General features: G+C 43.3%; 22 protein-coding genes and 2 pseudogenes. 10 read left to right on the top strand and 14 right to left on the bottom strand.

Features of this window, described 5'->3' with window-relative positions; genetic code table 11:
• Window positions 1–75 precede the first annotated feature (75 nt).
• From L3V45_RS03545 to L3V45_RS03510, 8 genes are all read right to left on the bottom strand, one after another.
• A complete protein-coding gene (locus L3V45_RS03545) occupies window positions 76–354 on the bottom strand; it encodes a YesK-like family protein (RefSeq protein ID WP_003155698.1) in 279 nt (92 codons plus the stop codon).
• Window positions 355–384: 30 nt separating this feature from the next.
• A complete protein-coding gene (locus L3V45_RS03540) occupies window positions 385–918 on the bottom strand; it encodes a GNAT family N-acetyltransferase (RefSeq protein ID WP_043866897.1) in 534 nt (177 codons plus the stop codon).
• Between the two features lie 88 nt (window positions 919–1,006).
• Window positions 1,007–1,576, bottom strand: a complete 570-nt coding sequence (gene cotJC / locus L3V45_RS03535) for a spore coat protein CotJC (protein WP_003155700.1) — start codon at window positions 1,574–1,576, stop codon at window positions 1,007–1,009.
• A gap of 14 nt (window positions 1,577–1,590) precedes the next feature.
• Complete coding sequence (gene cotJB, locus L3V45_RS03530; protein ID WP_003155702.1) at window positions 1,591–1,854, bottom strand: spore coat protein CotJB; 264 nt, start codon at window positions 1,852–1,854, stop codon at window positions 1,591–1,593.
• On the bottom strand, window positions 1,838–2,086 hold the full coding sequence (gene cotJA / locus L3V45_RS03525; RefSeq protein ID WP_003155704.1) for a spore coat-associated protein CotJA: 249 nt from the start codon (window positions 2,084–2,086) through the stop codon (window positions 1,838–1,840). The genes cotJB and cotJA overlap by 17 nt, the downstream gene beginning before the upstream one ends.
• 133 nt (window positions 2,087–2,219) lie before the next feature.
• Window positions 2,220–3,089, bottom strand: a complete 870-nt coding sequence (ant(6), locus tag L3V45_RS03520; RefSeq protein ID WP_236837255.1) for an aminoglycoside 6-adenylyltransferase — start codon at window positions 3,087–3,089, stop codon at window positions 2,220–2,222.
• A gap of 176 nt (window positions 3,090–3,265) precedes the next feature.
• Complete coding sequence (locus L3V45_RS03515; protein WP_024084982.1) at window positions 3,266–3,568, bottom strand: hypothetical protein; 303 nt, start codon at window positions 3,566–3,568, stop codon at window positions 3,266–3,268.
• A 179-nt stretch (window positions 3,569–3,747) separates the two neighbouring features.
• Window positions 3,748–4,467 carry a YebC/PmpR family DNA-binding transcriptional regulator gene (locus tag L3V45_RS03510; RefSeq protein ID WP_003155709.1) on the bottom strand — a complete coding sequence of 240 codons (720 nt, stop codon included), beginning with the start codon at window positions 4,465–4,467 and terminating at the stop codon, window positions 3,748–3,750.
• A 298-nt stretch (window positions 4,468–4,765) separates the two neighbouring features.
• Between L3V45_RS03510 and L3V45_RS03505 the strand changes: the two genes are divergently transcribed.
• From L3V45_RS03505 to L3V45_RS03470, 8 genes and pseudogenes are all read left to right on the top strand, one after another.
• A complete protein-coding gene (locus L3V45_RS03505; protein ID WP_069448600.1) occupies window positions 4,766–6,772 on the top strand; it encodes a T7SS effector LXG polymorphic toxin in 2,007 nt (668 codons plus the stop codon).
• 4 nt (window positions 6,773–6,776) lie between these two features.
• On the top strand, window positions 6,777–7,256 hold the full coding sequence (locus L3V45_RS03500; RefSeq protein WP_234949591.1) for an antitoxin YezG family protein: 480 nt from the start codon (window positions 6,777–6,779) through the stop codon (window positions 7,254–7,256).
• A gap of 89 nt (window positions 7,257–7,345) precedes the next feature.
• Window positions 7,346–7,816, top strand: a complete 471-nt coding sequence (locus L3V45_RS03495) for a TIGR01741 family protein (RefSeq protein WP_268821222.1) — start codon at window positions 7,346–7,348, stop codon at window positions 7,814–7,816.
• 613 nt (window positions 7,817–8,429) lie between these two features.
• A complete protein-coding gene (locus L3V45_RS03490; protein WP_234949590.1) occupies window positions 8,430–8,723 on the top strand; it encodes an immunity protein YezG family protein in 294 nt (97 codons plus the stop codon).
• 16 nt (window positions 8,724–8,739) lie between these two features.
• Window positions 8,740–9,201: an antitoxin YezG family protein gene (locus L3V45_RS03485; RefSeq protein ID WP_208558043.1), complete on the top strand. Its 462-nt coding sequence runs from the start codon at window positions 8,740–8,742 to the stop codon at window positions 9,199–9,201.
• A 28-nt stretch (window positions 9,202–9,229) separates the two neighbouring features.
• On the top strand, window positions 9,230–9,700 hold the full coding sequence (locus tag L3V45_RS03480) for a TIGR01741 family protein (protein ID WP_208558042.1): 471 nt from the start codon (window positions 9,230–9,232) through the stop codon (window positions 9,698–9,700).
• A gap of 45 nt (window positions 9,701–9,745) precedes the next feature.
• Window positions 9,746–10,216 (top strand): annotated as a pseudogene (locus L3V45_RS03475) (antitoxin YezG family protein).
• 76 nt (window positions 10,217–10,292) lie between these two features.
• Window positions 10,293–10,571 (top strand): annotated as a pseudogene (locus tag L3V45_RS03470) (TIGR01741 family protein); the annotation flags it as partial.
• A gap of 67 nt (window positions 10,572–10,638) precedes the next feature.
• Here the strand turns inward: L3V45_RS03470 and L3V45_RS03465 are convergent.
• Complete coding sequence (locus L3V45_RS03465) at window positions 10,639–11,514, bottom strand: ABC transporter permease (protein WP_236837254.1); 876 nt, start codon at window positions 11,512–11,514, stop codon at window positions 10,639–10,641.
• On the bottom strand, window positions 11,515–12,468 hold the full coding sequence (locus L3V45_RS03460) for an ABC transporter ATP-binding protein (RefSeq protein WP_003155721.1): 954 nt from the start codon (window positions 12,466–12,468) through the stop codon (window positions 11,515–11,517).
• Window positions 12,469–12,820: 352 nt separating this feature from the next.
• Between L3V45_RS03460 and L3V45_RS03455 the strand changes: the two genes are divergently transcribed.
• The gene (locus tag L3V45_RS03455) at window positions 12,821–13,288 is read left to right on the top strand and encodes a hypothetical protein (RefSeq protein ID WP_015388579.1); all 468 of its coding nucleotides are present in this window, start codon (window positions 12,821–12,823) and stop codon (window positions 13,286–13,288) included.
• A gap of 156 nt (window positions 13,289–13,444) precedes the next feature.
• Here L3V45_RS03455 and rlmD read toward each other — a convergent pair whose 3' ends face one another.
• The 3 genes from rlmD to L3V45_RS03440 form a co-directional block, all read right to left on the bottom strand.
• Window positions 13,445–14,830 carry a 23S rRNA (uracil(1939)-C(5))-methyltransferase RlmD gene (gene rlmD / locus L3V45_RS03450; protein WP_024084978.1) on the bottom strand — a complete coding sequence of 462 codons (1,386 nt, stop codon included), beginning with the start codon at window positions 14,828–14,830 and terminating at the stop codon, window positions 13,445–13,447.
• A 147-nt stretch (window positions 14,831–14,977) separates the two neighbouring features.
• Complete coding sequence (locus L3V45_RS03445; RefSeq protein WP_007609891.1) at window positions 14,978–15,889, bottom strand: diacylglycerol kinase; 912 nt, start codon at window positions 15,887–15,889, stop codon at window positions 14,978–14,980.
• A gap of 152 nt (window positions 15,890–16,041) precedes the next feature.
• Entirely contained in the window at window positions 16,042–19,185 is a 3,144-nt protein-coding gene (locus L3V45_RS03440) for an efflux RND transporter permease subunit (protein WP_160249084.1), read from the bottom strand.
• A gap of 128 nt (window positions 19,186–19,313) precedes the next feature.
• Between L3V45_RS03440 and L3V45_RS03435 the strand changes: the two genes are divergently transcribed.
• Window positions 19,314–20,162: a TetR/AcrR family transcriptional regulator gene (locus L3V45_RS03435; RefSeq protein WP_117614508.1), complete on the top strand. Its 849-nt coding sequence runs from the start codon at window positions 19,314–19,316 to the stop codon at window positions 20,160–20,162.
• A gap of 62 nt (window positions 20,163–20,224) precedes the next feature.
• Here L3V45_RS03435 and gatB read toward each other — a convergent pair whose 3' ends face one another.
• On the bottom strand, window positions 20,225–21,655 hold the full coding sequence (gene gatB / locus L3V45_RS03430) for an Asp-tRNA(Asn)/Glu-tRNA(Gln) amidotransferase subunit GatB (protein ID WP_015388583.1): 1,431 nt from the start codon (window positions 21,653–21,655) through the stop codon (window positions 20,225–20,227).
• Window positions 21,656–21,667: the final 12 nt, after the last annotated feature.

The raw sequence follows: 21,667 nt of genomic DNA, 5'->3' as shown, positions 1-21,667 counted from the left end.
ATTCGCCTGTTTTCTATACAGCGGCCGGCAATACACAAAAAAACGCAGCCGAGGCTGCGTTTTTTTCACTTCTGCTTACTGTTTTTGATTCGATCTGACGACCCGTAAGCATACCTCAGCGGCATAACCGGCGGCCGCTCCGGAACCCGCAAACATCGCGGCAAGCCCCAAGCCCATGCCTTCCCAGCCGCCGACACCGAAAATGCTGTAAACAACCGTACCGAAAGCAGTCAGGCCCAGCACCGCCAAAAGCCACTCAGGCCACATCTTTTTCGGCCATTTCTTACGGAGCACAGCCGATACGGCAAAGTTAAGACAAAATGCGGCCAGACAGATCAGATAAAAAAACCCCATGTCTTTTGCACCTCCGTCATGAGGAGCTTTTTATTTGCTCACCTTTTTTTCAAACAAATGATAACCCGGCGCGATTCCTTTTGATTCGTACCCCATTCTGCTGTAAAACGACTGAAGCGCCTTGTTTCCGAACACGCAGTCGAGCCGGATTTTCGTTTTTCCCGGACAAGACACACCCGTCTCCGCCCAAGTCATGATTGTCCGGCCGAGCCCCGCCCCTGCAAACCGCCTGTTAATCGCCAGCCGGTGGAGATATACGGACTCCTCATGTCCTTCATCGCCCCATAGACGTCTGTCCCACCCGCTTGCTTCGGGAAGCAGCATGACGACGCCGGCCAGCTCTTCATTCTGCCTGAATAAAAAAACATACCCTTTGGCGATCGCCTCCCGCATATTGTGGGGATCTTCCCCTTGCAGAAGGCCGCTCCACTGGTTCGACCCTTTATCGCGAAGCCATTCTGCCGCCTGCACGAGCAGATCCATGACCTCTTCTTCATCATCCTTCCGGGCGGAGGTGACCCGGAATGCCCCCGCCTTCTCCTCCGTAATCGTAAATGGTGTCATAAAATCCTCCTGTAATCAGAATATTCGACACCTTTATTATAGACCAAACGCAGAAAGGAAAAAAACAGCCGTCATGTTTGAGGGCCGTTTAAAAAATTTTCTTCTTATCACGTTCTTCTTTTAAAATCTCAACCGCTTCCCTGAAACGCATAGAGTGAACGATTTCACGCTCACGCAGAAAACGGAGTGAATCATTCAGGTCAGGATCATCGGAAATATCAATAATCCATTGATACGTCGCTCTCGCCTTTTCTTCAGCCGCAATATCCTCATATAAATCAGCAATCGGATCTCCCTTCGCCTGTATGTAAGACGCTGTGAACGGAACGCCGGCCGCATTGTGATAAAACAGCGCGCTGTCATGGTTGACGTAATGATCACTGAGCCCTGCATCACGCAGCTGCTCCGGTGTCGCATCTTTTGTCAGCTTATAAATCATCGTCGCAATCATTTCTAAATGCGCAAACTCCTCCGTGCCGATATCCGTCAGCAGGCCGATCACCTTGTCAGGAATCGTGTAGCGCTGGTTTAAGTACCGGAGCGCTGCGGCCAATTCGCCGTCCGCCCCGCCGTATTGTTCAATGAGAAACTTAGCCAGCATCGGGTTGCACGTACTCACTTTAACCGGATACTGCAGCTTTTTTTCATATACCCACATTTACAGATCCCTCCTTATACTTGCCATGGCCAAGGACCGCGGCCCCAGTCCCATTGAGCGCCGGCCTGACTCACGCCGAATTGCAGAAGCGGTCCGTACTCAGGCTCAAACCGTTTTCTCAGCTGCCTTGAGTACCGGGAATATTCATGAAACTGCTGAAGCGCGAGACGGTCATGGGGATGCGTATCCAGATAAAGCGTCAGCTCCACCAAGACAAAGTCCGCCGCCTGAATTTGCTCCAGCAGCCGATAGTATTCATCATCAATCTTTTTCGCCATATTCGATTCCCCCCCGATAAGGATTATCATAGAAATCGTAAAGATCCTTCCAAAGGGTCCCTTTTCTTAATGCCTCCATCGGAGAAAACTGCTCCAAGTGATAAGGCTGAAACCGCATATAAAGATGCGGCGGCGTTCTGTAGTATTTTCTCCCGATCGGCGGGCAGGGATCAAACCGGCTGTGGAAGGGTTTATAGGATTTGACCGGTGTAAACGGCTGATTTTCTTTCATTACGATCCTCCTTTCCTAAACACATGACCTTAATAGGTATGAATCCGTATCGGCATTTATGCCCTGTAAGAAAATAAAAAAGCCCGTTAAAAACGGACTCCATGCAGCTCATCTGGAATTTGAAGTGAAAAAATCATAATGAAAAATCTGATTGAAAGCACTGATAATGTTTCAATGTATATTCCGTAATTTGCTGATCATATTCAGGATATTCATATCTCAATAAAACAGCCACTGACTTTGAATATGCTCTGAAGAGACCTTGGCAGTCAAACAATGCCTTCCACACGCTTTCATAAGTATTGCCGACATAAGTATTCAGCAGAATTTCCCAAGCTTTCGCATTCATGTAATGTTGAATATACTTATAATTCTTCCCTACACTTAATGAAAACTGATGCTCTATCCCGATATTCCACGCAATCATACGCAAAACATTAGGCCTTAAAATGTCATTCATATGATCCAGCGCAAACAGTATTTCTTTGCGCATTAATCCTTTAATCACATAGGTTGAAACCATCCAAAATTCATTGCAGCAATCATCAAACTCTCCGGGGGTCGGTTTCTTTATATGATATTGTTCATCACTCGCAATCATCTTACTGTTGATTCGGTCATCCTTGTCTAATAATATTTCCGCCAAACCATCACTCTGTGTAAAATAATCCTCTGTTTGACTCAGAGGGATCAAAGTTAAGTCGATTTTATGATGATCTTTAAAAAGCATGAGATAGGAGAACCAGTCTCCGAGTTCCGGAGGGAAAAGTTCCATATCTTCAGGTTTTTGCATCATCATTCTTTCGCCAAACTGATCCAGCCAGCTTTCATCAGATATAAAAGAGTCCATATCGGTCACAAAATAAGAAATATCATAGTCTTGAAATTTGTCTCGCGGTACATTTTTATTGGTTCTTGATCCCTCTAAAGTGACAAGACGGATTCTCTCGTCCTTCATCGCAATATCAAGAATCAATTTCATCATTTCGTCTTCACTTCTCACATGTAAAACCTCCCGATAAAGAGATTTTTACAGATCATGCTTTTCAGTTTATAAACAACTTGCTCATGATTTACAGAAAAGTCATATGTACTTGATGATTTTGCTCCAATCGTACCACAGCTGCAAGAACATGAGAAGAGCACTCTTGCTGTTCCAAGAGTGCTTTTCCCGAATGGTCAGATATATTGGCTGTCCCGATGATGATGGTGATGGAACGGGTAGCCGCCGTAGCCTCCGCCATAGCCGCCAAAACCGTACCCCGGATATCCTCCGAAGCCGCCGTAGCCGCCAAAACCGCCGTAACCGCCGTAACCGCCAAAACCGTACCCCGGGTAGCCGTAGCCTCCGCCGAAACCGTATCCCGGATATCCTCCGAAGCCGCCGTAGCCACCGTAGCCGCCGTAGCCGCCAAAACCGTACCCCGGGTAGCCTCCGTAGCCGCCATAGCCTCCGCCGTAAATCGGTCTTCTTTCATTCATGATTTATCGCTCCTTCACATAGGTTACAGTCCAGTTTATGACATGCGGAAGGAAACGTATGGGCATCCGCCCAGTTTTGGCGAAATAATCAATAATTGCTTACGGAGAAATACGATACAGGCCGGCCGCATAAGCAAAATAAAAAGGCCGGAACTTATGCCGCCCCGGCCTTTTTGTCTTTATTCGCCTAAATCTACATTGTGATAAACCTGCTGTACGTCTTCGAGGTCTTCCAGCACATCGATCAGCTTTTCGAATTGAGCTTTCGCATCTTCCGGAAGCTCGACTTCATTTTGCGCAAGCATCGTCAGCTCCGCAACCGTGAACTCTTCAACGCCGGCATTTTTGAATGCCTCCTGCACGGCATGGAATTGATCAGGCTCAGCATACACGATAACACTGTCATCCTCTTCTAAAATATCGCGCACGTCCACATCAGCTTCCATCAGCAATTCCAGCGCTTCATCCGCCGTCTTGCCTTCAACGCCGATAACGGCGGTCGCATCAAACATGTAAGCGACAGACCCGCTCACACCCATATTTCCGCCGTTTTTCCCGAATGCGGCGCGCACTTCAGGCGCCGTGCGGTTTACATTATTCGTTAACGCATCAACGATGATCATTGAACCGTTCGGCCCGAAACCTTCGTAACGCAGCTCGTCAAAGTTCTCCTCCGCGCCGCCTTTCGCCTTTTCAATCGCACGCTCAATAATATTTTTCGGCACACTGTACGTCTTCGCGCGCTCAAGCACCACTTTTAACGCCTGGTTCGATTCCGGATCTGGCTCGCCTTGTTTTGCCGCCACATAAATCTCACGGCCGAACTTCGCGTAAATCCGGCTCGTATTTGCGTCCTTTGATGCTTTCTTTTCTTTAATATTGTTCCACTTACGGCCCATTTTGTTCCACTCTCTTTCACGAATTGAATCTGTATGATAAATACTCTGCTTCTATTATACCTCAGCGGTTGGGTTGTTTCGAGTGTAAGACATTAGAAAAAACAGGCACGCTTAAAATCACCGGAGCGCAGTAAGCCGAATTTGAGGATTATTGTACAAAACATAAAAAGCCTCCCTTCATACAGGAAGGAAGTCGCAAGCCAAAAGATTCATTTTATTCTTATTACCTATTTCCTACACTGTATATCCTGACTCCCGTGGTAAAATTTTGATATCGAACAAAAGAAAGGATATGGTCATGAAAGTTTTCGAAGCAACCACCCTCCTGGCCGCCGCCAAACAGCGCGCGGGTGAATACAAAAAACTGCGCGGCCAGATGGTCAATCTGAAAAAAGCGTTTCAAGGTATGGCTGATCTTGGTGACAATGATTTCTCAGGCCGGGGCGCTGACAACATCAAAGCCTTTTTCAAAGACCACGCCGGCGTCACAGACAGCTGGCTTGATCTGATCGACATGAAAATCGCATTTCTCACAAGCCTTCCCGGCAAGGTCGAAGATGCCGGACTTTCCAATTCGCATGTGGAGGAATCATTTCTGGAACATGAACTCACCCACGCCCTCAGCAAATCAAAGGCGATTATGGAAGAGCAAAAAAAGGACATGCGCTCCATCCTCGGAGAGATTGAAGACATCATCTCGCTTGATCTGTTTTCAACGGAAAGCACAGATCAAAAGCTTTCCTCAGCTGACAAAAAAAGAAGCGAAACGATACATAAGCTCGGCAAGCTTGATCACGATCTAACGAAAGAATACGCAGAAACCAAAGCAAACGAACAGTTCATCCAAGCTGACTTCCAGCAGCTTCAAAACGCCACGGGCAAAGGAAAAAGCGCCACGCCGCTTCACTACAACGCCAAGGCATACCGAGAAAGCGACATCCATAAGAAAAAAGGCGATATCGCAAGACATTCGGATGCTTATTTGAAGATGAAGAAAGAGGAAGCGAAGGAACGAGAGATTGAAAAACTGAAAGAAAGACTGAAAAACTACGATTATGCGAATGCTGATGAATTCTACTCAATGGCCAAAACGATCGGCTATAAAAACCTGACAAAAGAACAGCAGCGCTACTTCACTCAGATTGAAAACACGCGTGAACTTACAGACGGTTTCAAAGGCGTTGCCGTCGGCCTTTATGATTCCGGAAAAGACGCGGTCACAGGCCTATGGGATATGGTCACAGATCCGGGCGGAACGGTTGAAGCCATTACAGGAGCGGTGGCTCACCCGATCAAGACGTATGAAGCCATTTCAGCGGCAATCGAAGAATCGTACCAAAAAGACATGGTGAATGGCGACACCTACTCAAGAGCAAGATGGGTGTCATATGCAGTGGGCACCGTTGTGACATCAGTCGTCGGCACAAAAGGCGTCGGCGCCGTCTCAAAAACAGGCACAGCCGCCAAAGTGACAACCAAAGTCAAAACAGCAGCACGCAAATCCGCCGCAGCACAAAAAGCGATAACGGTCTCAAAACAAACCGTTGATCACATCAAACAAAAAGTAAACACAGGCATAGAAGTATCAAAAAAACGTGTCAAAACCAAGTTACATCAAATCGGAGATCTCACCCTGGGTGATATTCTCCCGTATCATCCGCGTCACGACGTAGTGCCGGCGGGCGTTCCTTACAACGCAGTCAACGGGGTCACACTTAAAGAAGGACTTCAGAAATTCGCCAAGGTCATCCTGCCGAAACCGTACGGAACCTCCGCAAGCGGCAGACGGACACCGGCACCGCATGTACCGCCGGTAACGGTCAAATACGGCGAGCATTTTGCGAAATGGACCAGAAAGAAAGTATTGAAGCCGAATGTCATCTATAAAACAAAAGAAGGCTACACGTACACCACTGACAACTATGGTAGAATTACAAGTGTCAAAGCAGACTTGCAGCTGGGAGAAGCAAAACGCAACCAATATGCACAGTCAAAAGCAGGCAAACCAGACCGTCTGACAGATGACGACGGAGGCCACCTAATCGCCACCCAATTCAAAGGCTCAGGCCAATTCGACAACATCGTGCCAATGAATTCTCAGATTAATAGGAGCGGCGGGAAATGGTATGAGATAGAGCAGGAGTGGGCAAAAGCTCTTAAAGAAGAACCTCCCGAAACAGTTAGTGTGCAAATAGAAAATGTTTATCAAGGCGATTCACTAAGACCAACTTTATTTAAAGTAAAGTATAAAGTTGGTGACGGCAGATATAAAAATATGACAATAAGAAACCAAGCAGGAGGTTGATATTATGGAGACAGAAAAAATGGGCCAATTATATCAAAAAATAGCAGAACAAATTAATGAAATGATTCCAGCAGAATGGAATAAAGTTGCTCTATACGCAGAGATTTTAGACGATTCTAGAGAAGTATACTTTTTCTTTAATACAAAAAATAGTGAAGAGTTCATTTATTCGCATGACATTCCGGAACATTATCAAGTAAGTGAACAAATTTATGATGACCTGTTAATCGAACTACAAGATTTATTTGATGAACTAAGAAATGAATGGAAAGCGAATAACTCAGACGTCTGGACTAACCTTACACTCAAGCTAGAGCATACCGGAAAGTTTTCAATTGACTATAATTATGATGATGTTATTGCTTCAGAACTAAACGGTACTCAACGTCAAATAGTTTGGGAATATAAACATTTAGGTTTGGCTCCTACTAGTAAGAAAAACAGGGAGTTCTTGGAACACTATCTCAATTCGGAAGAAGAATAATCTATTTTACAATAATCAAAAATAGCTCAGCCTTCAATGCTGGGCTATTTTTGATAACTAAGATTTCTCGACGATTGAAGGTGAAAAGATTGGAAACTAGGAAAATGCAAGATTTGTATCAGCTTATTAGTCAGAAATTGAATGACATCATACCTTGTGAATGGACAAAAATTTATCTTTATGCAGAAGTATTAGATGATTCCACAATGGTTCTTTTTCACTTCAGAACACCAGAAAATAGTCAAATTATTTATTCACAAGATATACTTAGCCATTACAACGTAAGCAAGGATATCTTCAAGACGTTGTTAAGAGAGCTAAGAGAACTTTTTGAAAAATTAAGAACTGAACACAGAAATAATAACAATGATGTTTGGACGAACCTTACACTAACATTGGAGAGCAGCGGAGAATTCCAATTAGATTATAATTATGATGATATTTTAACATCAGAATTAGATGGATATGAAAGAATCGCAATATGGGAATATAAAAACCTTGGTATTTTGCCTGAAGATGAGGATGATAAAGAATTTGTAATTAGTTACCTCGGTCTATAATTAAAAAATAGCTCAGCCCTACTCTGCTGGGCTATTTTTTATAAACCATAGATTTAAATGTTTTCTATATAAAATAAATTAACTCTATAATGAGGCTAACCTTTCTCAGAACAATTATCTATCATTATGTAACAGCTATACACTCCCCAAAGAATAAAACATTTGTAAAAACAATGGAGATACAATTTGAGATATAAGCATGGGTGAAATCTGGACCTCTGCTTCATTTTACTTTGAATTTCCTCAATACGAGAAGTAATGAGTTTCATGTAAATTACTCTGGAAAACTTATGATTTAGAAATTAGCTCCTGTTTATTATCTATAGCACAGGTTCAAAATAAAAAATGTTGATCTCCTTAGGTCAACTTCAACTTTAGATGGTTTCAGCACAGAGACTTATTCTATGAATCAACAGAATAGGCACAAAAGTGAATTCAAATTTTAAAGAAATAGGATACAACGAACTTGATTATCAAGAAATGAACGAAGTCATTTGTGATCTTTATATAAAAACAGAGCCTTTATTCGGTCCCAAAACCACGGTAGAACTTCCTTATTTCATGACTTGATAGAACTTTGTCCAAAATAGCTACGGCTGGGAGTGAATTCTTTTTGGAAAATGAATTCGATCAGTATGAGATGGAATTATTTAAACTAAGCGAAAAAATGAGAGATGTTTTCAAAGATCATGATCAAGAATTATTTTATTCTTTCACTCTTAGCCTTGAAAGATCAGGGAAATTAACTGTCAACTTTGATTATACAGATTGGTTTAAGACAGATTATAGTATCAGTGATCAGCTTATCATCTGGAAATTCAAATATTTAAGGGAAGAACCTAAGGATCCATCATTACAAAAATTAATAAAAAAATATTTAGATGAATATCCTGAAAATCCAATTTAATAAAGTTGGGATAATGATGTTAGAAAAAGCTTATCTAAAAATAACTGATGTCCTAGGAAAAATAATTCCTTCTGAATGGAGCAAAGTTGTTCTGTATGCAGAAATACTAGACGGTTCCAGAGAAGTTTATTTTTTCTTTCAAACACCCGAAAACGATGAATATATATACTCTCATGACATACCAGAACAATTTCAGGTCAGTAAAAAAATTTATACCGGACTACTACTAGACCTCCAAGAGTTGTTTATGCAGTTACACACTGAATTTAAAGAAAATAACCCCAAAACATGGACAAATTTGACACTGAATCTTGAAAGCGATGGAACGTTCTCAATTGATTATGATTATGAAGATGTTATTGAATCTGATTTGGACGAATACGAAAGACAAATGATTTGGGAGTTCAATAACTTGGGGATTTTCCCTGAAGACGAAGAGGACAAAGAATTTGTTAAGGATTATCTAAATATTAAATAATGCTATCAACAAAGGTAGAGGATCATTAATGGTAGCTGAAAAAATGGAACAACTATATCAAAAGATTGCTGAACATCTAAATGAAATGATTCCATCTCAATGGGAAAAGATCGTTTTATATGCTGAAATACTTGATGACTCAGCGGATATATACTTTTATTTTACAACACCAACTAATGGTGATTACTTATATTCTCATTATATACCTGAACAATTTAATGTAAGCGAAGAGATTTACGATCAACTGCTGATTGAACTTCAAGAGCTATTTGAAGAACTAAAAGAAGAATTTAAACTAGGCAACCAAGATATTTGGACTAATCTCACTTTAAAATTAGAAAACACCGGAAAGTTTTCAATTGATTATAACGATGATGATGTTTTATTGTCTGAACTTGATGACCTTCAAAGACGAGATGTTTGGAAATATCAAAATTTAGGGATTTTGCCTAAAGATGAGGACGATAGAAAATTCATAGAAGAGTATCTAAACATATAATAAGCTTTCAAACGGCTAAAAAAAATTAAAAAGGATTCTGATATTGTGGAAACTGAAAAAATGGGCGAACTATATCAAAAAATCGCTGAGCAAATAAATGAAATTATCCCCTCTGAGTGGGAGAAGGTTGCTCTTTATGCCGAAATTTTAGATGATTCTTCAGAAGTTTACTTCTTCTTTAGTACTCCACAAAATTAGGAATATATATATTCACACGATATTCCTGAACATTTTAATGTTGATGAAGATATATATGACGAACTTCTATATGAATTGCAAGATTACTTTGAAGAGTTACGGGATCAATTTAAAACAAACAACGAGGACTTATGGACAAACCTCACTTTGCATCTCGAACGAAGCGGTAAATTCTCAATTGACTACGATTACACCGATGTCATCGCCTCAGACTTAAACGGAACACAACGGCAAGTGGTATGGGAATATCAAAACTTGGGGATTTTGCCTAAAGATGAGGACGATAAAGAATTTGTAATAAACTACTTCGGTCTATAAATCAATAATGGCTCAGCACTTCTTTGCTGGGCTATTTTTTATAACTAAGATCTCTCGACAATAGGAGTTTAAAAGGTTGGAAACTAAAAAAATGCAAGATTTGTACCAGATTATTTGTGATAAATTAAATGACATCATACCTTGTGAATGGGCAAAAATATATCTTTATGCAGAAGTATTAGATGACTCTACCATGGTTCTCTTTCACTTCAAGACACCAGAAAAATGTCAACTGATTTATTCGCAAGATCTACCAGCCTGATACAGTGTAAATAAAGACATCTTCAATACTTTTTTAAGAGAAATCCGAGAACTTTTTGAGGAATTAAGAATTGAGCACAAAAAGAATAATGATAAACAAAACAGGCAGCATCCAGTAAACGGATGCTGCCTGTTACATCGTTATGTATCGTCTGAAGAAGTCATTTATTTTGTTTTTTAAATATGAAAATAGATATGACGGTAAATATGATGGCTGTAATGACAATGACCCACAAGCTCGCAGCCGTACTGATAAAATGGCCGTTTAACTTGTAGACGATCCCGTAATGCTTTTCATATTCCTGTATTTGGTCCGCAGAAGCATGTTTAAACACTTTATCAACTGAGTCTGTCATAAACGCTTTTCTGAACAGAACGGCGGTGTGGCTGATAGGGAAATACATAATAATCTTCTGCACAAACACCGGTACGCCCCCGATCGGTACATATACTCCGCATAAAAAACCGATGGCTGTTCCGACAATCGTACTTAACGTCGAAAATGCATTTTGTGTGTGAATAAACAGCGTTAAAAATAAATTTATGGAACTCGAGAGTGCAACTGAAAGAATAATGATCCCCAATACTTCAAGTATATCTGTACCGCTTAAAAGCTTACTGCCTGTTGAAACGAGAAAAATTTCACAGCCTAAAAAGGCGATGAAAGAAAAGATCAAGCCGATGACAAATGAATGAATGACATAGCTCAATTGGATGGTCGCCCTTGATAAAGGAGCTGTTAAAAAGTCATACGTTCTCTTGCTTTCTTTATCTTTCACCATAATTCCGAAAGCGCCTAAAGTCGTTGTCACAGCTGTAATGGACAGCAATCCCGCCACCATCCATTCGTTCACCATTTCTTTGGAATCATCTGTCGAACCGACCAGGGCCTTAATGGCGTCCAGCTGTGTCTGCTGTAAGAACACGGCATATAACAGAATGACGATAAATACTGACAGCAAAGAGAGAAGCAAAAGCGTTCGATCACGGAAGTATATTTTTATATTTCTGCTGATTAAACTGGATAAAGACTTCATTTATGCAATGCTCCCCTTTACTGGCAAACTGCTTCCTTGTTCTTCGATAATATGGATAAACACATCATCCATATTTCCTTTAATCACTTCGAAAGATTCAATTTTTCCTTCAAGACCTTTCAAAATGTCAAACGCTTGGAGAGTGGACTCTACACGAAGGGAATAAATAGAGTTTTTAACCGTAAAATCCAGTTGTTTATTTTCAAACCATGCCGTCGGATCAACGCCTTGCTTAAACATCATATGCAGACTGTCAAACGCATATTGATCTTTCAGCTGACTCGGTGTACCCTCTGCGATCAGGCGTCCTTCTTTGATGACCACAACGTTATCAGCCACAGCGGCCTCCTCCATGTAATGGGTCGTTAAAAAGATCGTCATGTTTGTTTCTTCCTGCAGCCTTTTAATCGCATTCCAAACAAATACTCTCGTTTGCGGATCAAGACCTGTAGTAGGCTCATCTAAAAATAATATAGTCGGTTTATGGATGATGGCACGGGCAATATCCGCTCTTCTTCTTTGTCCTCCTGACAAATCGCTGTATTTTTTCTCCTTAATATCATCCAATTTTAAATAGTCTGTTACAAACTGATAGTTCTCTTGCACTTGTGCCTTGCTTAAATGATAATATTGTCCGCGGTTCATGATATTTTCATAAACGGTCAATCGTTCATCCAAAATGCTCTCTTGGAAAACAACTCCGATCTTTTTGCGGATATGATTATTCTCTTTCCCCTCACCAAGCGTATAACCATCTATTACCACTTTTCCGGATGTCTTTTTAATCAGCGTACAGAGAATATCGATAGTGGTCGATTTCCCTGCACCGTTCGTTCCCAGAAATGCAAACAGCTCGCCGCGTTTGACAGAAAAGGATACCCCTTTCACTGCTTCAAATGATCCATATTTTTTGCGCAGATCGGTTACTGTAATAATGTCTTGTTCTTCTCCCATTCTGTTCACCTCGAAAAATAAGATTCTATACCGTTGTTCACTAACTTTATATCGTCATTCCCGCCAGGATTTTCTCATTTTTATCCAACTTTATTATCTTTTTATAAATAATTATCTTGATTATAACGATATAATTTATTATTTTCGGGTTTTGTTATTGGATTTAGGGATCGGTGGATTTTCTATACAAGGGGATCACTATTGATTTTGCAGGAAATTTATACATGCTATATTCAATAAACTTTTTATCATTAAAAGGGTTTTTTATTGGTTAAGAATTTCAATACTATTTAAAATTCCTGTTTACAACCGAAATACATACTATCTTAGAACATTAAGAAAGGAGAACATAATGGAAACATGCCCTTATTGTGCAACTTCAATTCAAAAGGATAATCAGTATTACTGTAGTTTTTGCTTAATGTACATACATAATGTTCAGAGAGATGGCAAACGTGAAATCATAGAATATCGTGAGCATACTTCTGAATTAGATTTGGATAAGTCTACACCAGAACTAATGACTCTGCCAACAATTGAATTATTTCATTTACTGCGGCTCTCAAGAAAAATACGCAAACAGAAGTATGATCAGCTATATAAATCTCGACTTGAATCAGAAAAGGGAAATGAATCAGAAAGTGTTCAAATCGCAACGGATAATTACCAATATTACACAAAGAAAATGTATATCATAGAGAATATATTAAATAAACGTCTGGGTTACATCCCGGATAGGATAGATAATGTATTTCTTAAGAGTTATTTAGAAAAAGTAATGATTAGTAAGGAGAAAAAACAAGATATGAAAGTGTATTAAAAAAGCTGCCCCTCTAAAGTGAATATTAATAAAGAGATGTATAGAAAGCTATATTATAGACGTTAACCAAACATCTTCTGGCACTCCTCTCATGTCACGAGTTCGTCCTGAATGCAAAAAAAAATGCGGATTAAAAAAGGCAACCATCCCTAAGGGTTAGTTGCCTTCTCTTAATTCCAGCACAGCCACACACTCCACATGATTCGTATGCGGGAACATATCCACAGGCTGCACTTCGAGCGTCTGATATCCGCCATCCTCAAGCACCCTCAGGTCTCTTGCAAGCGTTCCTGGATTACAGGACACGTACACCACCCGCTTCGGTTTCATGTCGATGATCGTCCGCAGGAGGGCTTCGTCGCAGCCTTTTCTTGGCGGGTCGACGACTAGCGTATCTGCCGTGATGCCTTCTTCATACCATTTCGGAATGACGGTTTCCGCTTCTCCGACTGCGAATTCCGCGTTTGTGATGCCATTCAGCTCAGCGTTGCGTTTCGCATCCCCGATGGCTTCCGGCACGATTTCGACGCCGTACACTTTTTTCGCCTGCTTCGCTAAGAAGAGAGAAATGGTTCCGATGCCGCAGTAGGCGTCGATGACGGTTTCTTCTCCTTGCAGCTCCGCGTACTCAAGCGCTTTGTCGTAGAGCACTTTTGTCTGTTCCGGGTTGACCTGATAGAACGATCTGGCGGAGATGGCGAATTTGACGTCTCCGATGAGGTCGTAGATGTATTCTTCGCCCCAGATGACGTTTGTTTCGTCCCCAAAGATCACGTTTGTTTTGTTTGGATTGATGTTCTGCACGATGGATTTGACGTGCGGGAATTGCGCTGTGATGTCTTCGATGATCTTCGCTTTGTGCGGAAAATCGCCTGTTCTTGTGATGAAGACGATCATCATTTCGCCCGTGACGACGCCATATCTGACCATGATGTGACGGAGCCAGCCTTTGTGGCGTTCTTCGTTGTAGGCTTTGACACCGTATGCTGCGCAGATGTCTTTGACGGCTTGGACGGCTTCGTCGTTTTTGGATTGCTGAATCAGGCAGGCGCTCATGTCGATGATGTCATGGCTTCTTTGCTGATAGAATCCGGCGACGAGTCCGCCTTCTCTTTCTCCTACCGGCACCTGCGCTTTGTTTCTGTAGTTCCACGGGTCTTCCATGCCGAGCGTCGGGTGCACGGTGACGTTTGAGAGGTCCAGCTTGCCGATCCGTTCTAAGACATCTTTGACTTGTTTCTGTTTAAACAAGAGCTGGCCTTCATAGGTCATGTGCTGAAGCTGGCAGCCGCCGCATTGTTTGTAGATCGGACACGGGGCATCCGTTCTGTGCGGGCTTTCTTCCTTCAGCTCAATCAAGCGGCCGAAAGCGAAGCCTTTTTTGACGCGTGTCACTTTGATTTGCGCTTTTTCCTCAGGCAGGGCGTTCGGCACGAAGATCGGGAAGCCCTGAACCTTTGCGACGCCTGCTCCTTCATGCGTCAAATCCTCAAATGTCACGTCATAGTATTCATTTTTTTCTATCGGGGGTTTCATTTTCATCTATAATCACCTCTCGTTTTACCAAAAGCCTTGTTTCAGCGTGCTGGCAAACCTTCAAATTCAATGTCAGCCTTCAAAGGTTTCCGATCACGCTGAAAAGATGACAAAATCCTAAAACGAATACTGTTTTAGGATTTTGTCCGCGTATTAGTCATCCAGCTGTTCCGCTTTCTCCTTCGGCATGATGACGTGAATATGACGGTACAGATTCACGAATTCGCCGGGCAGCATGCCGCCGTATTCGCCGTCCAGGTTCAGCTGCATCTTTTCCGATACATTGACTTTCACGCGGTTCGCTTTTGTGTAAATAATGTGCTGATCGTTAATATGATCGCCTCTGAGCGCCATGCTCGCGACTCTGATAAATTCCGCGAGATTGGCTTTTTTCAAAATAATTAAATCAAACATGCCGTCATTCAGGCTGGAATCAGGGGCCAGCTTCTCGAATCCGCCGACCGAGTTGGTCAGCGTCACTAAAAACAGCATAATTTCCCCTTGAAACAGCTTGCCGTCATATTCAATCTCGACTTCTGTCGGTCGAAGTGAAGGCAGCATTTCCATTCCCTTTAAATAATAAGCAAGCTGGCCGAGCATCGTTTTCAGTTTGCTTGGCACATCATACGTCAGCTCCGTCAGACGGCCTCCGCCGGCGATGTTGATAAAGTACTGACCGTTCACCTGTCCGATGTCGATCGGGCGGGCTACGCCGTTAATGACGGTATCAGCGGCATTCAGTATATTCTCTCTCGGAATGCCCAGCGCTCTGGCGAAGTCATTTGTTGTGCCGACCGGAATGATGCCGAGTGTCGGGCGTTTGTCTAACGGCGCGAGGCCGTTGACGACTTCATTAATCGTTCCGTCTCCGCCGGCTGCGATAATCAGGTCAAACTCCCGCAAAGCGGCTTCTGTTGCGGCGTGGGTGGCATCCCCCGCGCATGTGGTGGCATGGGTGGAGGTTTCATAACCGGCTTGTTCAAATTTTTGCAGGACCTGGGCAAGATTTTTCTTAAAAAGCTCCCGTCCTGAAGTCGGATTGTATATTATGCGTGCACGTTTCATTATCTCATCATCCTACTTAAGAGTATCCGATCCATTATTAACACTAACAACCTTTAATTATACTATGACTTGAGAAAATCGCAACAATATGTACAGGAATTGCCAGAAGAAAAAAGGCCCCGGCTCCGTTTAAGGAGCCAAGGCCCGCTGTCTTACTCTTCTTCCGTTCCAGGTTTTTTCTTACGGAATTTCGCTAATACTTCATATACGATCGGCACAATCAGAAGAGTCAGCAGAGTCGAACTGATTAAACCGCCGATAACGGTGACACCGAGTCCTTTAGAAATGACCTGGCTTCCGCCTTCAAAGCCCAATGCCAATGGAAGCAGGGCGCCGATTGTCGCGATCGCCGTCATCAGAATCGGACGCAATCTCGTAGAGCCGGCTTCCAGGAGCGCTTCTCTCGTCGATAGGCCTTCCGCTTCTTTATGGATGACGCGGTCAATTAAGACAATCGCGTTTGTGACGACGATTCCGATCAGCATCAGCATACCGATCATGGCGTTCAGACTGATCGTCTCTCCGGATACATACAGTCCGGCTAATGCGCCGATGACTGTAAACGGAAGCGAGAACAGAATCGCAAACGGCGCTAATGCTCCGCCGAACGTGATCACAAGAACGAGGTATACTATAGCGATTGCGGCAAGCATCGCTAAGCCGAGTTTCGTAAAGGAATCAGCAATATCCGCTGATACACCGCCGGTATCAATGGAGACATTGTCCGGTTTATCCAGTTTGTCAACTTTCTTTTGAACGGCTGATGACACCTTCGTGACGTTGTCAGAAGTGACGGTTGCCGTTACGTCAGCATACACTTTGCCGTCGCGTTTGGAAATGGTATCGGATGTCGTGCCGTTTTTCACTTTCGCCACATCGCCGATTTTTACTTCTTGACCTGCAGGCGATGTGATGGTTTTATCCTCTAATTCTTTTACACTCTTATACTGATCTTTTTCTGTTTTGATGTTGACGTCAAGCTCTTTGCCGTCTTTTTTCACCGTTGTCAAAGGAGACTGTGATGTTTGGGACATCAGGGCTTGGGAGATTTGCGAAGCCGTCAGACCCTGCTTGCTGAGTTTCTCCTGGTCCGCGACGAACGTGTACTCATCATATGTGCTGGAAAGGCCTGAGTTGATGTCTTTCAGATCCTTCTGCTTTTTCATAATGCCTTCGATGTCTTTGACCGTGCCTTTAATATCAGACTCTGAATCTCCGTACACATAGTACGTTAATTCGTTGTTGTTGCCTGACGAACTGAAATTTTGTGATTTCCATTCGCCGCGGCTGGATGTTTTTTTGATTTCTTTTAAGACATTGTCTTTTTCTTTGTCAAAATCAGGCGTGTCATCCTCGTATTTCACGTAGAACAATGCGCCGTTTGAACTTCCGCCGAGCGGACTTTGCGAGCCTAAAGAATACTGAACGGTATCGACATGTTTGCGTTTAAGCAGCATGTCTTCCGCTTTTTGCGCAGCTTTTTCAGCTTCGCTTTTCGTTTCGCCCGGTTCAGGCGTGTATGTGAGCTGCATCGTTTTGTCCGCTTGCGCTGGCAGGTAGCTCGCGCCGATCAGAGGTACGAGGAACAAACTGCCGACAAGCATCAGAACCGCGATGATAGATGTAATCCATTTATGTCTTAATGACCAATTCAGCACTTTTTTATAGAAATTAGCCAATCTGCCCGGCTTATGCTCTTTCGCTTTAACAGGTGCGCCTGTGAGCGATTTTCTGAATAAGCTGTGCGCAAGCATCGGCACCAGTGTGATCGAAATCAACAGTGATGCGGCAAGCGCGAAGACGATTGTTAATGCAAACGGCATAAACAGTTCGCCGATCTGTCCGCCGACCATGGCAAGCGGCAGGAATACGGCAATGGTTACGATCGTTGATGACATGATCGGTTTAAACATTTCTTTCGTCGCTTCACGCACCAATTGCTTCCCGCGTAAAGGTTCATCTTTCAGCCTCATGCGGCGGTAAATGTTTTCGATCACGACAATCGAGTCGTCAACTACCCGTCCGATGGCGACCGTCATCGCACCGAGCGTCATTATGTTCAATGTGACATCAAGCTGATTCAGCACAAGAAGCGCAATCAGCAGTGACAGCGGGATGGAAACGATAGAAATCATCGTTGATTTAATATCTCTTAAGAATAAGAGAATGATCACGACCGCAAAAATCGCGCCGAAAATCGCTTTGCTTAACATCGTATCCACTGACTCTGTAATCGGCTCTGCCATATCAAGAGTCGAGCTGTACTTGAACCCTTTGTGGTCTTGTTTGTATTGATTCAGTTCATCTTTAATCGCATCGGCCACTTCTACCGTGTTGGCGTCATTGGCTTTTACGATATTAATTCCGATACTGTCCTTTCCGTTCGTGCGGGAAATGGATTCAGCTTTTTTCACATCTTTAATGTCGGCAATGTCAGAAAGCTTGACTGTCGGCACCCCTGCTGATGCGCTTTGCTGTGCCTGCTGCATAGCCTGAGCGTCCGCCGCAGATGCCGCACCGGCTCCGCCCGCTTGACCTTGAGCGGCAGAAGAAGATGTGACCGGAATTCTCATCTCTTTCAGATCTTTAATTGACGTAATATTTCCGTTAACGACAACTGATTTTTCTTTGTTGCCGAATGTGTACAATCCAAGCGGCGTATTGACGTCAGAGCCTTGGATCACTTTCTTGACGGTATCTTCATCAAGTCCGTACTCTTTCATTTTTTTGTCTTTGAAAGAGAATTCCACCTGCTCTTCCTGCTGTCCGGAAACTTGTACGGACGCAACGCCCTGAATGCCTTCAAGCTTAGGAACGAGAGTGTTTTCCACATTTTTGGTCAGATCTTCAAGCGAGCTTTTGCCGCTTGTCACACTGAGCGTCAAAATCGGGAAAGAGTTGAGGCTGTAACGGGAAATGTCAGGTTTTTTCGCGTCATCAGGAAGGCTGACACTGTCCAGCGCTTCAGCGACTTCGGTTTTCGCCTTGTCCATATCCTTGTTGTAATCATATTCAATCATAACCGATGAGACGTTTTCAGAGGATGTGGACGTTACGACGCTCACTCCTTCTAAATTCTGCACCGCCTGCTCGATCGGTTTTGTCACGTCATCCGCAACTTGACTCGGAGCAGCTCCGGGATAAGTCGTATTTACTGAGAGGTAAGGCATGTTGACGTCCGGTATGGATTCCTGCTTCATATTCATACCGGCATACAGCCCTGCTACAGTAACGATAATCGTCATCAGCCAAACTGCGAATTTGTTCTTCAGTACAAAGTTAATAATGTGGTTCATCATGTCCTCCGTTAATTTTTATTGACTGACTGGTCATTCTATATAATACTAAACGGTATAACTCAACATCGTCAACTAATAAGGCAGTAAATTTTTCTAAATTTTTCAGGATTAAGGGGAAGCACGTCATGAACGAAAAAAAAGAGAAAATCATAAAAACAGGCATCCATTTATTTGCCAAAAAAGGGTTTTCTTCAACAACCATTCAGGAAATCGCCGGTGAATGCGGAATTTCAAAAGGAGCCTTCTATCTCCATTTCAAATCAAAAGAAGACCTTTTGCTGTCAGCATGTGAGTATTACATCGGCATGTCTATGGAAGAAATAAAGAAAATCAAAACAGAACATCAGCATAAACCGCCTAAGGACGTATTCCGAAAACAAATCGCTTATCAATTCCAGGAATTTATGGAGCACAAGGATTTTATCATTCTCTTGCTGAGCGAAAAGGTCATTCCTGAAAATCAAAAGGTCAAACAGTATTTTCATGAGGCCAATATTCAATTTAACATGCTGTATCGGGATGCGTTGCTCTCCGTTTACGGAGATGCCGTCATACCGTTTATAGCGGATGCGTCCGTTATGGCGCAAGGAATAGTGAGCTCCTATATTCATTTCTTGATTTTTAATGAACATACGGCATTCCGGACGGAAAACGTGGCGGCCTTTCTGATTGCCAGAATCGATGATCTGATTACGGGACTGATAAGAGACAATCCCGATCCGCTGCTGCCGGAGGATATCTTCACTCAGCCCGCGGCGGACAGAGAAAGGCTGCTTGCGGATATTCAAAAGATAAAAGCACAGCAGGGGCTGCCTGAGGACGTCCTCGTATCGCTTGAAGTCATTGAAGAGGAATACGCAAAGGAAGAGCCGCGAAAACCGATTATTAAAGGAATGCTATCCAACTTGGCAGGCAGCGGAAATGAGCAGATTGAAACGCTGCGGTCTTCCATTGAAACCTATTTCAGCTTATAAAAAAAGAGACCGGCGCTTACCGGTCTCCGTATCAGCAGCGCCCTTTCAGGCGGCTGCTTTTTTTATCGTTTTTTGATTTCTTCAAGTAAGATTTTGTTGACCATCGGCGGGTTGGCCTGTCCTTTTGAGGCTTTCATAATCTGCCCGACAAGGAAGCCGATCGCGCGGTCTTTTCCGTTTTTGAAGTCTTCAATTGACTGCGGGTTGCTGTCAAGCGCATCTGTTACCAGCTTCAGAAGCACGCTTTCGTCAGAAATCTGCACGAGGCCTTTTTCTTTAACGATTTTTTCTGCGTCGCCGCCTTTTTCAATTAATTCTTTAAAGACTTTCTTCGCGATTTTGGACGAGATGGTTCCTTTTTCAATCAGCTTAATCATGCCGGCAAGGCCTTCAGGAGTCAGTGCGACATCCTCAAGCTCTTTTTGTTCGGCATTCAGGTAAGCTGACACTTCACCCATCAGCCAGTTTGATGCCTGCTTGGCTTCCGCGCCTTTATTGACCGTTTCTTCGAAGAAATCAGCCATTTCTTTCGTCAGCGTCAGAACCATTGCGTCATAAGCCGGCAGACCGAGCTCTTCGATATAACGCTTGCGGCGCTCGTCCGGAAGCTCAGGAATGGTTGCTCTTACGCGTTCTTTCCATTCGTCATCAATGCAGAGCTCGACAAGGTCAGGCTCAGGGAAATAACGATAGTCGTCCGAACCTTCTTTGACACGCATCAAAATGGTTTTTTTCGTCGCTTCATCGTAGCGGCGCGTCTCCTGCTGAATGACTCCGCCTGACAGAAGCACCTGCTCTTGGCGTTTCTCTTCATGCTCAAGTCCTTTTTGCACGAACGCGAAGGAATTCAGGTTTTTCAGCTCCGTTTTTGTGCCGAATTTCTCCTGGCCGATCGGACGGAGGGAAATGTTGGCGTCACAGCGCAGTGAACCTTCTTCCATTTTACAGTCGGAAACACCTGTGTATTGGATAATTGATTTCAGCTTTTCGAGATATGCGTAAGCTTCCTCAGGTGTGCGGATATCCGGCTCAGATACAATCTCGACAAGCGGCGTGCCCTGGCGGTTGAAGTCAACGAGGGAATAGCCGTCGCCCGTATGCGTCAGTTTTCCCGCATCTTCTTCAAGGTGAAGACGGGTAATGCCAATTTTTTTCGTTTTTCCGCCGACTTCGATTTCAATCCAGCCGTTTTCGCCGATCGGCTTGTCAAATTGAGATATTTGATATGCCTTCGGGTTGTCCGGGTAGAAATAGTTTTTTCGGTCAAACTTCGTATCCGTTGCGATTTCACAGTTCAAAGCCATTGCGGCTTTCATCGCGAATTCGACCGCTTCTTTGTTCAAAACGGGCAGCACGCCGGGATAGCCGAGGTCGATGACGCTTGTTTGGGTATTCGCTTCCGCGCCGAATGGCGTCGGTGAGCTTGAGAAAATTTTAGATTTTGTTTTTAATTCCACATGGACTTCAAGTCCGATTACCGTTTCAAAGTTCACTTCATTTCACCC

Origin of the sequence: Bacillus sp. R45 (genome assembly GCF_021729365.1) — a bacterium.
Lineage (GTDB): Bacteria > Bacillota > Bacilli > Bacillales > Bacillaceae > Bacillus > Bacillus velezensis.
This window is presented reverse-complemented; position numbering and strand designations above follow the sequence as displayed.